This window comes from Streptomyces swartbergensis (assembly GCF_002148965.1).
In the GTDB taxonomy this organism is placed as follows: Bacteria; Actinomycetota; Actinomycetes; order Streptomycetales; family Streptomycetaceae; genus Streptomyces; species Streptomyces swartbergensis.
In genome coordinates this window covers 1-11942 of sequence record NZ_NGFN01000268.1, presented here as the reverse complement: position 1 = coordinate 11942, position 11942 = coordinate 1, and the positions used below count along the sequence as shown (strand labels likewise).

Genomic DNA, 11942 nt, shown 5'->3' with positions numbered 1-11942 from the left:
GGTGGGGGAGGCGGCTGCGGGAGAGGCGAGGGCCCCGCCGAATGCCGTGGCGCAGGCGAGCAGCGCCCCCAGAGCGGCTGTCCCCCGGTGAGTCTTTCGTGACACGACGTCCCCTTCTGAGCAGTTGCGTCCGCGGAACTCGCATACAGATCGGCGGCTCGTTGGCTCCCGCAAACTAGAAGAGAACTCGAACAGAGGTCAACACATCTGCACACCAAATTTCATCAGGAACGCAGGTTGCGGACTCGCGGGGCTACGAAGCCAGGGTTAGCGAACCAGGCGCTACGAACCATGGCGCTACGAACCCACGGTCAGCCCCGAGCCCGACACCCGCACCCGGATGCCGTCCTCCTCCACCCGCACGTCGTCCAGCCGTACGTCCCCCTGCTCTGGCTTCGGCAGTTCGAACGCCAGCGCCAGCCGGTCGGCCAGGACCGGGCGGGTCAGGCCGGACAGCTCGTCGAGGAGGTCGGGGTCGAGGCCGAGGCGGCGGAGCACCTCGGGGTTGTCCAGGGCCAGGTCGATGAGGTTGAGGCGTTCGGCCTGGCGGGCGAACTTCGGGGAGCCGGTCAGCTCGGCGAGCTTGCCGTCGTCGGCGAGGGCCTCGCGCACGGTCGCCTCGGGCACGCCCATCCGCTGCACGATGGCCGGGACCGAGAGCAGCGCCTTGGCCTTGCGGGTCTCCCGGGCGAGGTCGGCGGTCCCCTTGGGGGTGAGGTGCAGGCCCTCCGCGGGGCGGGTGCCGGGGCGGTAGGTGGCCAGGTCGCCGATGTCGAGCCGCATTCCGCCGATCTCCGTGGCGATGCCCCGCTCGCCCTGCCGCTGGATCCGCGCCTCGGCGCGCAGCCGCAGGTCGTGTCCGGCGACGGGCAGGGTGCCGCGGGCGCGGACACGGTCGCGGCCCTCGCCGGTGAACGTCACCTGGGAGGCGCCCAGTTCGCGGTTGAGATCCTCGAAGGACAGCAGGACGTCCCCGTCGAACCGGGGGATGTGGGCGCCCCGCACGGACGTGAGGCCGTCGGCGTCCAGCCGGATGTCGTGCGCCGTGGCCGACACCTTCGCCAGGGAGACCCGGTCGGCGGCGACGTCCGGGACGGTCACCTTCACCGAGTCCAGCCGCTTGTCGGCGAGTTGGGTGAGGAAGGGGAACCCGCCGATCTCCACCTCGGGCGCCGCCGCGAGGTCGAGCCGGTCCTTGAGCGTGTCGGCCGCCCGGTGCTCGGCGTACAGCACGGCCCAGCGGTCGGCGAGGGCGACGAAGGCGGCGAGCACGACGAGCCCGACCACCGCCTTCATCGCGAGCGGCAGCCCGGCGAAACGATTCCGCCGGCGTCGGCCGCCACGGCGGTGGTCGGGCGGCGACCACTGGGGCTCCTGCTCGTCCCGCCGCTCGGCGTCCTCGCCGAGGTAGTCCTCCAGAGGGGTCTCCTCCAGCGGGCCGTCGTCGAGTGCGCCGAGTTCGTCGTAGGGGTTGCGGGGCTGTTCGGAGCGGTCGTGAGGGTGCTCGGATCCGTCGTGGGGAAGGTGTTGCGTGTCCATGCGGTGGGGGGTGCGCATCGTCTCATCCGACCATGCGCACCGCCCCTGACCGCAACTTGAATCCCCTGTATGCGATTTACTTCACGATCGCGATGCGGTCCGCCTTGGGTGGTGCCAGCGGGTTCGTGGCCGACGAGTTGGCCGTCAGGTACTGCTCCAGCGCGGTCAGGTCGTCGGCGCCGACGACGTCGTTCGTGCCCTGGCCGAGCGTGGGGAAGCCGTCGCCGCCGCCCGCGAGGAAGCTGTTCGTCGCGACGCGGTAGGTGGCCGTCGGGTCGATGGCCGCGCCGTTCAGCTTGATCGAGTCCGTGACCACGCGGTCGGCGCCGGACTTGGTGAGGTCCAGCGTGTAGGTGAGGCCGGACGACACCTGGAGAATCTTGGGCGCCGCCGCGTTCGGGCCGGTCACCTGCTCCTTGAGCACCTGGATCAGCTGGGCGCCCGTGAAGTCCTGGAGGTTCACGGTGTTGGCGAACGGCTGGACCGTGAAGCCCTCGGCGTACGTCACGACACCGTCGCCCTCACCGGCCTTGGCCGCGTACGTCAGCGGTGCCCGGATGCCGCCCGGGTTCATCAGCGCGAGGTCGGTCTCCGGATCGAGCTGCTTGCCGTGGGCGAGCTGGGCGTCGGCGATGAGGTCGCCGAGCGGGGACTCGGTGCCGGTGTTGCCGATGTCGCCGGAGATGTGGCCGATCGCGCGGTTGCCGATGGGCGCCGCGAGCGTGTTCCACTTGGTGATCAGGTCGGTCATGTCCCTCGCCGGGCGGACGGTCCGGGTGACCACGTGGTTCGCGGACTTCACGGCCGTACGGGCGATGTCGCCGGTCCGCCGGTCGTACGTCAGCGTGGTGTCGGTGTAGAGGCGGCCGAAGGACGCGGCCGAGGTGACCATCCGGGGCTTGCCCGCCGGGTCGTCGATCGTGCACACGTACGCGTTGTGGGTGTGGCCGGTGACCAGCGCGTCCACCTGCGGGGTGATGTTCTTGGCGATGTCGACGATCGGGCCGGAGATGCCGTCGCCGGCGCCCGGGGAGTCGCAGTCGTAGTTGTACGACGTCGACGCCGGGAAGCCGCCCTCGTGGATGAGCGCGACGATCGACTTCACGCCCTGCCGCTGGAGCACCTTGGCGTACTTGTTGATCGTCTCGACCTCGTCCTTGAAGGAGAGGCCCTTGACGCCCTCGGCGGAGACGATGTCCGGGGTGCCCTCCAGGGTCACGCCGATGAAGCCGACCTTGACGTCCTTCTTCTTCCACACCCAGTAGGGCTTGAGGATCGGCTTGTCCGTCTTCTCGTCGAGGACGTTGGCGGCCAGGTAGGGGAAGTCGGCGCCCTGGAACTCCTGGTCCGTGTAGCAGCCGTCCTTGGGGTGGCAGCCGCCGTTCTGGAGGCGGGCCAGCTCCTTGGCGCCCTCGTCGAACTCGTGGTTGCCGACGGAGGTGACGTCGAGGTCGAGCTTGTTCAGCGCCTCGATGGTCGGCTCGTCGTGGAAGAGGCCGGAGATGAGCGGGGAGGCGCCGACCATGTCGCCGCCGGCCGCCGTGATGGAGTACTTCTCGCCCTCGCGGGCCTGACGCAGATGGGTGGCGAGGTACTCGACACCGCCCGCGTCGATGGGCTTCGTCGTGCCGTCGTGCTGGTGCTCGGTGACCCGGCCGGAGGAGCCGGTGGGCGGCTCCAGGTTGCCGTGCAGGTCGTTGAACGACAGCAGTTGGACGTCCTGGTAGCGGCCCGGCCAGTGGCCGCTCCCGCTGCGGTTCTCGTCGGCCGACGCCGACCCGGGCACCGTCGCCGCGGCCAGCGCGCCGACGGTGGCGACACCGGCGGCGAGAGCGACGAGACGGTTCCTGCGACGTCTGCGGCGCTCCTGGTGCGCCGGCGCCGGTGAAGTGGCTGGCATACGCCCCCCTGTGGGTCTGCTGGGACAGTGATGTCGTCCGGCGCAGCCTAGAGTCAACGCGCGTAGCGCGACAGGTCTTTCGTGGTTACACCTTGGTTGCTTCTTTGCCGCCGATTTGCCGGTGGGGCCCCGTACCCTCATACGCATGACCAGCGACGACACCGCACGGCCCGGCCACCCCCGCTCGATCGAGACCCTTGCCGCGCTCTCCGCGGAGCAGACCGAGGCCGTGCTCGGGCTGCTCGCCGAGGCGGCCCGGACCGACGGGCAGCAGGCGGTGTCCGAACAGGGCCGGTTGCAGTTGCGCGGCGGCGAACGGGCGGGCGTGGCGCATCTGCTGCTCACCGTCGACGGCGAACTCGTCGGGTACGCCCAACTGGAGGACACCGACCCGGTGGAGCCGCCGGCCGCCGAACTGGTCGTGCACCCCGCGCACCGGGGCCACGGGCACGGGCGGGCGCTGGGCTCCGCGCTGCTGGCCGCGTCCGGCAAGCGGCTGCGGGTGTGGGCGCACGGCGGCCACTCCGCCGCCCGGCACCTCGCGCAGGTCCTCGGTCTGACCCTGTTCCGCGAACTGCGCCAGATGCGCCGCCCCTTGACCGGCTTCGACGCGCCCGAGCCGGTCCTCCCCGAAGGCGTCACCGTCCGCACCTTCGTCCCCGGCCAGGACGACGCGGCCTGGCTCGCCGTCAACGCCGCCGCCTTCGCCCACCATCCCGAGCAGGGCTCCCTCACCCAGCGGGACCTCGACGACCGCAAGGCCGAACCGTGGTTCGACCCCGCGGGGTTCTTCCTCGCCTTCCGCGGCGACGAACTCATCGGCTTCCACTGGACCAAGGTCCACACCGAGGAGGGCCTGGGCGAGGTGTACGTCCTCGGCGTCGCCCCCGGCGCCCAGGGCGGCGGCCTCGGCAAGTCCCTCACGACGATCGGCCTGCGGCACCTGGCGGACCAGGGCGTGCCCACCGCGATGCTGTACGTCGACGCCGACAACAAGGCGGCGGTGTCGGTGTACGAGCGGCTGGGGTTCGTCACGCACGAGGTGGACCTGATGTACCGGACCGAGACGTGACGGCGGCGGCTCCGGTCGGCTCCGCTGTCAGCCCACGGGGGTTCCGGCATCGGCCGCGACGCGCGCGACGGACTCCCTGACCGCATCCAGCGCCGCGGCTCGTTCCTGGTCGGTCATGCGGGCCGGGCCGTAGGTGATCACGGGGTCGAGGACCTGGAAGCCGACGAACTCCAGCATTCCCCGGTGGATGTGGAACAGGAAGTCGTCCATCGGGCCGAAGGCGCCACCGGGCCGGAACGACTCGCCGGGCCCGCCGGTCGTGAACAGCAGCATCGCGCGCTTCCCGGCGAGCGCCGCGTCTTTGAAGAGCCCGTGGTCGCCGCCGAAGACCCCGCCCATCACGAAGACCCGGTCCACCCATCCCTTGAGGACGGCCGGCAGCGAGAACCACCACATCGGGAACGACAGCACGAGCAGATCAGCGGCGAGCAGCCGGTCGAGATGGGCCTTGACGGCCGCGTCGAGCGTCCCCTCCTCGACCGCCCGCATCTGTTCGGCCTGCGGTTTGAACGGGCCCTCCACCGGTGCGAACTCCTCGCGGGCGAGCACCGGCGCCCAGCCGTCGGCGTAGAGGTCCAGGACGTCGACCCGGTACCCGGCCTCACCCAGGGACTGAGTCGCGGCGGCCATCTGGGCGGTGCTGAACGAGTGGGGCTCGGGGTGGGCGTGAACGATCAGGGCTGTGGGCACAGCAGCGGAGGTCGACATGAGGAGATCATATCGACGTATCGCGATTCGTCAATTGAAGAGTCGTGCTGGAATCAGAGCGTGGTGCCGATCGCCCGTGCCAGCCGTGCCAGCCGCTCTTCGTCGCGTCGATAGTGGGTCCACTTGCCCACCCGGGTGGGACGCACGAGTCCCGCCCGTTCGAGTGTGCTCATGTAGCTGGAGACCGTCGACTGAGCGAGTCCCGCCTTCGCCTGGATGTGCGTGACGCACACACCGACCGCCCGACGATCCGCGATCGGCTCGTACTCACCGAAGTGCGCGTCGGGATCCTTCAGCCACTGCATGATCTGTAGACGGGCAGGGTTGCCGAGGGCCTTGAACGCCTCGATCAGTTCACCCGAATCCAGCCCCGCCGTCGCGGCCATGCGTCACCTTTCCCGCCCTGCAGTCCGACACACCACGATATCTCGATGTGGCATCCGTGCTATTCGGCGGCGAAAGCCGGACTGTCCGGCGGAGGCACCGCCGCCCCCGGCAGTCGTACCGTCGCCACCGTGCCGCCGCCCTCGGCGTGGGACAGCGACACCTCGCCGCCGGCCTGCTGCACCGTGCGCGCCACGATCGACAGGCCGAGGCCCGAGCCGGGCAGCGCTCGCGCGCTCGGGGAGCGCCAGAAGCGGTCGAAGACGTGGGGGAGTTCGTCGTCGGGGATGCCCGGGCCGTGGTCGCGGACCGTCAGAGCACCCTCGGACAGGCGCACCTCGATCGTGCCTCCCTCAGGGCTGAACTTCACCGCGTTGTCGAGGATGTTGACCACCGCCCGCTCCAGTGCGGACGGCTCCGCGCGGACGAACCACGGCTGGACGTCCGCCGTGATCGTCAGCTCCGGGCCGCGCAGCCGCGCCCGCCGCAGTGCCGAGTCGACGATGTCGTGCCAGGCGACGATCTGCGTCCGGCCCGAGTACTGGCCCGTGTCCGGCCGGGACAGCTCCTGCAGGTCCCCGATGAGCGCGGCCAGCTCCGTCATCTGTGCCTTCACCGACGCGAGGAGCGCCTTGCGGTCGGCCTCGGGGATGGGGCGGCCCGTTTCCTCGCTGCGGGTGAGGAGTTCGATGTTCGTGCGGAGTGAGGTGAGCGGTGTGCGCAGCTCGTGGCCCGCGTCCGCGATGAGCTGTTGCTGGAGCTCGCGGGAGCTGGCCAGGGCCGAGGTCATGGAGTTGAAGGAGCGGGAGAGGCGGGCCACCTCGTCCTCGTCGGCGTCGTCGACCGGAATGCGGATGTCCAGGTCTTCCGTGCGCGCCACGTGCTCGACGGCTTCGGTGAGTTTGTCGACAGGGCGCAGACCCGCCCGGGCCACCGCCAGGCCGGCCGCGCCGGCACCCACCACGCCTACGCCCGACACGAGCAGCAGGATCAGCGCCAGTTCGTTGAGCGTGGACTCCGTGCCCTTGAGAGGGACCGCGATGACCAGGGCGTAGTCGGCGGCCACGCCCTGCTGGAACGGGCCGTCCTTCACGACGACCGCCGTCGTCAGCACTCGCACCGAGTTGCCGTCGCTGTCGGTGCCGTTGCGCAGCCTGGCCGTCGTGGGGTCGGGGTCCTTGGCCACGGCCTTGTCGCCGCTCGTGACCTTCACCTGGGGCATGAGGTTGCTGAACAGGCAGACCCTGCCGTCAGACCTGACGACCTGCGCGTAGGTCTGCGGGCGCGGGGCCCCGCCGAGCGTGTTCGACGGCTTCTGGGGGCACGCCTTCGTCAGCGCGTCGAAATCCTCCGCCTGAAGGATCCGGAACGACGACTTGAGGTCGCTGTCCACCTGGTCGTACAACTTCCCCTGCACGATGAACCAGCACGTCACCGAAACCGCCGCCACCGCGAACGCCACCGCCGCCGCCACCAGCAGCGCCAGGCGGGACCGGATCGGCAGGGAGCGGAACCGGCGTACGACCTTGTTCACTCCGCGCCGCCCTGCCGCAACACGTAGCCCACACCCCGCACCGTGTGGACGAGGCGCGGCTCGCCACCGGCCTCGGTCTTGCGGCGCAGGTACATGACGTAGACGTCGAGGGAGTTCGACGACGGCTCGAAGTCGAAGCCCCAGACCGCCTTCAGGATCTGCTCCCGGGTGAGGACCTGGCGCGGGTGCGCCATGAACATCTCCAGCAGGGTGAACTCCGTGCGGGTCAGCTCCACCGGGCGGCCGCCCCGGGTGACCTCGCGCGTCGCGAGGTCCATGCGCAGGTCGGCGAAGGCGAGGACGTCCTCGTCGTCCGGAGAGCCCGCGCCGACGGCGGCCGCGTAGGAGCTGCGGCGCAGCAGGGCGCGGATGCGGGCGAAGAGTTCGTCGAGTTCGAAGGGCTTGACCAGGTAGTCGTCCGCCCCGGCGTCCAGTCCCGTGACACGGTCGCCGACGGTGTCACGGGCGGTCAGCATCAGGATGGGAGTCGTGTCGCCGGTGGAGCGGATGCGGCGTGCCGCCGTCAGGCCGTCCATGCGGGGCATCTGGATGTCGAGGACGACCAGGTCGGGCCGGTACGCAGCGGCCTTCTCCAGCGCGTCCGCGCCGTCCACGGCGACCTCGGTCCCGTATCCCTCGAAGGCGAGGCTGCGCTGGAGTGCTTCGCGTACCGCCGGCTCGTCGTCGACGATCAGGATGCGCTGGGGGTCACGGTCGCCGTCTGCGGGGCTCATGGGTCGGGGTCCTCGGGTGTGGTGTGTGGTGTGGCGGGACGGGGTGTCGCTGACGCTCTCAGCCTCGCATGTCGGCGCGGCGGGCCGGGAGAAGGATCAGCCCCGGCTCATCCCCGGTCAGCCCCGTACCTTGCGGCGACGGGCGGCGGCGGCCCGGCGGGCGGCGGCCTTGCGCGCGGGCCGGGTCTTGGCCGTCGCCACCTCGGGGGCACGCGTCACCGATGCCGATCCGGATGCCGGTGCCGGTGCCGGTGCGTGCAGTTCGGACGCCACCGCCAGTGCCAGCGCGAACCCCGCCGGGTCGGCCCCCGGCACCGTGTGCGGAACCTGCTGGATCATCGCCGTACTCCTCACTCGAGGAACTCACTCGGGAACTCAGTCGGGGTCTCAGTCGGTGGAGCCGGCCCGCAGCTTGGCGAGGTCGGCCTTGACGGTGTTGATCGGGATGGCGAAGCCCAGGCCGACGCTGCCCGCGTCGGAGGACGAGGAGGCGGCGCCCGCCGGCGAGTACATCGCGGAGTTGATCCCGATGATGTTGCCGTTCATGTCGATCAGCGCGCCGCCGGAGTTGCCCGGGTTGAGGGACGCGTCGGTCTGGAGCGCCTTGTACGTCGTGGTGTCCGAGCCGGTGTCGCCGTTGAACTGCCGACCGCCGAACTCGAACGGCCACCCGTCGCCCTGCGGGGACTGCTGGCCCTGGTCCTCGTCGGTCGGGACGGTGACGTCACGGTCGAGGGCCGAGATGATGCCGCTGGTGACGGTGCCGGACAGGCCCTCGGGGGAGCCGATGGCCACGACCTGGTCGCCGACCTGCAATCCGGAGGAGTCGCCGAGCGTGGCCGCCTTCAGGCCGGAGGCGTTCTCCAGCTTGATCAGCGCCAGGTCCTTCTTGCTGTCGGTGCCGACGACCTTGGCGGAGTACGACTTGCCGGCGCTGGTCGTCACCTTGATCTGCGAGGCACCGGAGACGACGTGGTTGTTGGTGACGATCTCACCGTCACTGCTGATGATCACGCCGGAGCCGGTGGCGGAACCGGCGTTGGAGTCGGCGCTGATCTCGACGATGCTGGGGCTGACCGCCCTGGCGACCCCGGCTACCGTGCCCTTCTGGCTGGACGGCACCACGTTGGTGCTGGTGGAGCTGGAGGCGACGGTGTCGTTGCCCGTCAGCTCCTGTATGCCGTAGGCGGTGCCGCCGCCGATCGCCGCGGCGACGATCGCCACGGCGGCGAGCAGGGCGACGGTGCCACGGTTGCGCTTCTTCGGAGCGGGTGCCGGGCTGTACGCCGGCGGAGGCGGCCACTCGGGGTTCACCGGGGCCTGCTGCTGACCCTCGTAAGGGTTCTCGTACTCGCCACTGCGGTGGAAGCTCTCGGTCATGTCTCAGAGCTTGGAGCCCGACCATGAGAGCTTCCTGAGTCCTCCCTGAGAAGCCCGACAGAACCTCGTATGCCCGATATAAAGGCGCCTGGGAAGGGGTCGTGAAGGCGCCTCCGGAGGGGTGCGTGAAGGCGCCCGGAAGGGGCTACGCGCAGCCGCAGGAGTGCCGTAGCACCAGCCGCGACGGGAACACCTTCAGCCGCTCCCGCCGGGCCCCCGCCACACGCAGTCCGTCGTCGAGGACGAGGTCGACCGCCGCGCGGGCCATCGCCGAACGGTCCGAGGCGATCGTCGTCAGGGGCGGGTCGGTCAATGCCGCTTCCTTGATGTCGTCGAAGCCGGCCACCGCCAGCTCGCCGGGCACGTCGATCCGCAGTTCGCGCGCGGCCCGCAGCAGGCCGATCGCCTGGTCGTCCGTGGAGCAGAAGATCGCGGGCGGGCGCTCGGGACCGGAGAGGATCTTCAGGGCGGCCTGGTAGGCGTCGTAGCGGTTGTAGAGCGCCTCGAAGAGGCGGCCCTCCGTGGAGATCCCGGCCTCGTCCATCGCGCGCCGCCAGCCCTCGACGTGGTCGGAGACCGGGTCGCCGACGGCCGGGGTCTCGGCTATGCCGCCCATACAGGCGACGTACTCGTAGCCGTGCTCCAGCAGGTGCCGTACGGCGAGCTGGGCGCCACCCAGGTCGTCCGTGACGACGGCGACGTCGTCGATGGCCTCGGGCCGCTCGTGCAGCAGCACGACCCGGGCGTCCCAGGCCTCGATCTCGGCGGCGGCGAGGTCGTTGAGCGCGTGGCTGACGAGGATCAGGCCCGAGACCCGCATCCCCAGGAAGGCGCGCAGGTAGTGGACCTCGCGCTCGCCCACGTAGTCCGTGTTGCCGACGAGCACCATTTTTCCGCGCTCGGAGGCGGCCTGCTCGACCGCGTGCGCCATCTCCCCGAAGAAGGGCTGGCGCGCGTCCGGGATGATCAGGCCTATGAGGTCCGTACGCCGGGACGCCATCGCCTGCGCGACCCGGTCGGGCCGGTACCCCAGCTCCTTGATCGCGGCGAGGACACGCTCGCGCGTGGCCGGGGCGACCGGCCGGGGTCCGTTGTTGATGACATAACTGACCACGGCAGTGGAAGTCCCTGCCAGCCGCGCCACATCATCCCGAGTCACCTTGGCCACGCGCGGAGTCTACGCGGATATACCCGCTCTGGGCAGGGCGTAAAGGAGCTTCCGTACATCCGTACGGCATCCCGACCGCCGTCCGGCGCCCGCCCGCGCACTCCGTGCGGAAAGCGATGCCCAGGCGGGCACCGCGATACGCCTCTTTACGCCTTGGTGCGCGCCTCGGTGGCGCCCAAAGCTGCCGATTCGTCCTCGTTGTCCGGCTTTTCCTTGGCCGCCTGGGCCTTCGCCTCCTCGGCGGCCCGCTCCACCTTCTCCGGCGTAACGAATCGATAACCGACGTTCCGGACGGTGCCGATCAGCGACTCGTGCTCGGGACCGAGCTTGGCGCGCAGCCGCCGTACGTGCACGTCGACCGTGCGCGTACCGCCGAAGTAGTCGTAGCCCCAGACCTCCTGGAGCAGCTGGGCGCGCGTGAAGACGCGGCCGGGGTGCTGCGCGAGGTACTTCAGGAGCTCGAACTCCTTGAAGGTGAGGTCGAGGACGCGGCCCTTGAGCTTGGCGGAGTACGTCGCCTCGTCGACCGACAGGTCGCCGTTGCGGATCTCCATCGGGGAGTCGTCGCTGACGATCTGCTGCCGGCCCATGGCCAGCCGCAGCCGGGCCTCGACCTCCGCGGGCCCGGCGGTGTCGAGCAGGACGTCGTCGATGCCCCAGTCGGCGGTGACGGCGGCGAGACCGCCCTCCGTGACGACGAGGACGAGCGGGCAGCCCGGTCCGGTCGAGCGAAGCAGCTGACACAGGCTGCGGACCTGCGGCAGGTCGCGACGGCCGTCGACGAGGATGACGTCGGCGCCGGGGGTGTCGACGAGGGCGGGGCCCTCCGCGGGGGCCACCCGCACGTTGTGCAGGAGCAGGCCGAGCGCGGGGAGCACCTCCGTCGACGGCTGGAGGGCGTTGGTCAGGAGCAGCAGAGAACTCATACGTCTGGTTCCTCCTCGGTCCCTGCGAGGACGTCTGTTGGCACAGCACTTGGCTCTGCGATCCCGAAGGCCCCGTACACCTGCGGTTTCCCGCCTCGTATACAACGCTTCCGAAAGCACAAAAGGACCCGGGGGCTACGCTGCCCGAGTCCTCTGCCCAGCAGAATAGCCCACATGAGCTCAGGTCCGGCAGGTCATGTGGCGCGTTCCACCGTTCGTCCGCACTCCGAGACGACCCGGGGAACGCCTGTGCGGTCGCAATTGCGGACGTTTCTGCGCACGTCCGACGGTGTGACGATCGATGCCGTATACGACCCGGGTGCGGTTGTATACGACGCCTCCCGGACACCTGCCGCTCACCCCGTGTTCGTCGTCGCCCACGGGTTCACCGGTGCCGTGGACCGGCCGCACGTGCGGCGGGTGGCGCGGGCCTTCACCCGGCACGGGGCCGTCGTCACGTTCTCCTTCCGGGGCCACGGGGCATCCGGCGGGCGGTCGACGGTCGGGGACCGGGAGGTGCTCGACCTGGCGGCGGCGGTGCGGTGGGCCCGGGAGCTCGGGCACGCGCGCGTGGGGACGGTGGGGTTCTCCATGGGG

General features: G+C 70.5%; 12 protein-coding genes. 2 read left to right on the top strand and 10 right to left on the bottom strand.

What is annotated here, in order from left to right; translation table 11 throughout:
- Positions 1-297 precede the first annotated feature (297 nt).
- Positions 298-1557: an LmeA family phospholipid-binding protein gene (locus tag CA983_RS31870; protein ID WP_086604272.1), complete on the bottom strand. Its 1260-nt coding sequence runs from the start codon at positions 1555-1557 to the stop codon at positions 298-300.
- Positions 1558-1615: 58 nt separating this feature from the next.
- Positions 1616-3439 (bottom strand): bifunctional metallophosphatase/5'-nucleotidase, encoded by a 1824-nt coding sequence (locus CA983_RS31865; RefSeq protein ID WP_086604271.1) that lies wholly within the window; start codon positions 3437-3439, stop codon positions 1616-1618.
- A 145-nt stretch (positions 3440-3584) separates the two neighbouring features.
- Here CA983_RS31865 and mshD point away from each other — a divergent pair, with 145 nt between their 5' ends.
- On the top strand, positions 3585-4511 hold the full coding sequence (gene mshD / locus CA983_RS31860; RefSeq protein ID WP_086604270.1) for a mycothiol synthase: 927 nt from the start codon (positions 3585-3587) through the stop codon (positions 4509-4511).
- A 27-nt stretch (positions 4512-4538) separates the two neighbouring features.
- Here the strand turns inward: mshD and CA983_RS31855 are convergent, their stop codons facing one another.
- The 8 genes from CA983_RS31855 to CA983_RS31820 form a co-directional block, all read right to left on the bottom strand.
- Complete coding sequence (locus tag CA983_RS31855; protein WP_086604269.1) at positions 4539-5219, bottom strand: NAD(P)H-dependent oxidoreductase; 681 nt, start codon at positions 5217-5219, stop codon at positions 4539-4541.
- A gap of 53 nt (positions 5220-5272) precedes the next feature.
- Positions 5273-5605, bottom strand: coding sequence for an ArsR/SmtB family transcription factor (locus CA983_RS31850; RefSeq protein WP_086604268.1), 333 nt, complete (start codon positions 5603-5605; stop codon positions 5273-5275).
- A 59-nt stretch (positions 5606-5664) separates the two neighbouring features.
- Positions 5665-7137: a sensor histidine kinase gene (locus CA983_RS31845; protein ID WP_086604267.1), complete on the bottom strand. Its 1473-nt coding sequence runs from the start codon at positions 7135-7137 to the stop codon at positions 5665-5667.
- The gene (locus CA983_RS31840; RefSeq protein WP_059418760.1) at positions 7134-7871 is read right to left on the bottom strand and encodes a response regulator transcription factor; all 738 of its coding nucleotides are present in this window, start codon (positions 7869-7871) and stop codon (positions 7134-7136) included. Before CA983_RS31840 ends, CA983_RS31845 begins: the two co-directional genes overlap by 4 nt.
- 117 nt (positions 7872-7988) lie before the next feature.
- Positions 7989-8210 carry a hypothetical protein gene (locus tag CA983_RS31835; protein WP_086604266.1) on the bottom strand — a complete coding sequence of 74 codons (222 nt, stop codon included), beginning with the start codon at positions 8208-8210 and terminating at the stop codon, positions 7989-7991.
- A gap of 48 nt (positions 8211-8258) precedes the next feature.
- A complete protein-coding gene (locus CA983_RS31830; RefSeq protein WP_086604265.1) occupies positions 8259-9251 on the bottom strand; it encodes a S1C family serine protease in 993 nt (330 codons plus the stop codon).
- A 145-nt stretch (positions 9252-9396) separates the two neighbouring features.
- Positions 9397-10419 (bottom strand): LacI family DNA-binding transcriptional regulator, encoded by a 1023-nt coding sequence (locus CA983_RS31825; RefSeq protein WP_086604264.1) that lies wholly within the window; start codon positions 10417-10419, stop codon positions 9397-9399.
- Between the two features lie 146 nt (positions 10420-10565).
- Positions 10566-11345: a response regulator transcription factor gene (locus CA983_RS31820; protein WP_086604263.1), complete on the bottom strand. Its 780-nt coding sequence runs from the start codon at positions 11343-11345 to the stop codon at positions 10566-10568.
- A gap of 174 nt (positions 11346-11519) precedes the next feature.
- On the opposite strand from CA983_RS31820, the gene CA983_RS31815 reads away from it, so the two are divergent.
- Positions 11520-11942, top strand: a 423-nt coding sequence (locus CA983_RS31815; RefSeq protein ID WP_143645604.1) for an alpha/beta hydrolase, incomplete at its 3' end; no start/stop codon positions are given.

Excerpts from the sequence above, each read along its gene's own strand:
- mshD (WP_086604270.1), top strand. The coding sequence starts at position 3,585 with ATGACCAGCGACGACACCGCACGGCCCGGCCACCCCCGCTCGATCGAG.
- CA983_RS31865 (WP_086604271.1), bottom strand. The coding sequence starts at position 3,439 with ATGCCAGCCACTTCACCGGCGCCGGCGCACCAGGAGCGCCGCAGACGT.
- CA983_RS31870 (WP_086604272.1), bottom strand. The coding sequence starts at position 1,557 with ATGCGCACCCCCCACCGCATGGACACGCAACACCTTCCCCACGACGGA.
- CA983_RS31855 (WP_086604269.1), bottom strand. The coding sequence starts at position 5,219 with ATGTCGACCTCCGCTGCTGTGCCCACAGCCCTGATCGTTCACGCCCAC.
- CA983_RS31850 (WP_086604268.1), bottom strand. The coding sequence starts at position 5,605 with ATGGCCGCGACGGCGGGGCTGGATTCGGGTGAACTGATCGAGGCGTTC.
- CA983_RS31830 (WP_086604265.1), bottom strand. The coding sequence starts at position 9,251 with ATGACCGAGAGCTTCCACCGCAGTGGCGAGTACGAGAACCCTTACGAG.
- CA983_RS31835 (WP_086604266.1), bottom strand. The coding sequence starts at position 8,210 with ATGATCCAGCAGGTTCCGCACACGGTGCCGGGGGCCGACCCGGCGGGG.
- CA983_RS31820 (WP_086604263.1), bottom strand. The coding sequence starts at position 11,345 with ATGAGTTCTCTGCTGCTCCTGACCAACGCCCTCCAGCCGTCGACGGAG.
- CA983_RS31840 (WP_059418760.1), bottom strand. The coding sequence starts at position 7,871 with ATGAGCCCCGCAGACGGCGACCGTGACCCCCAGCGCATCCTGATCGTC.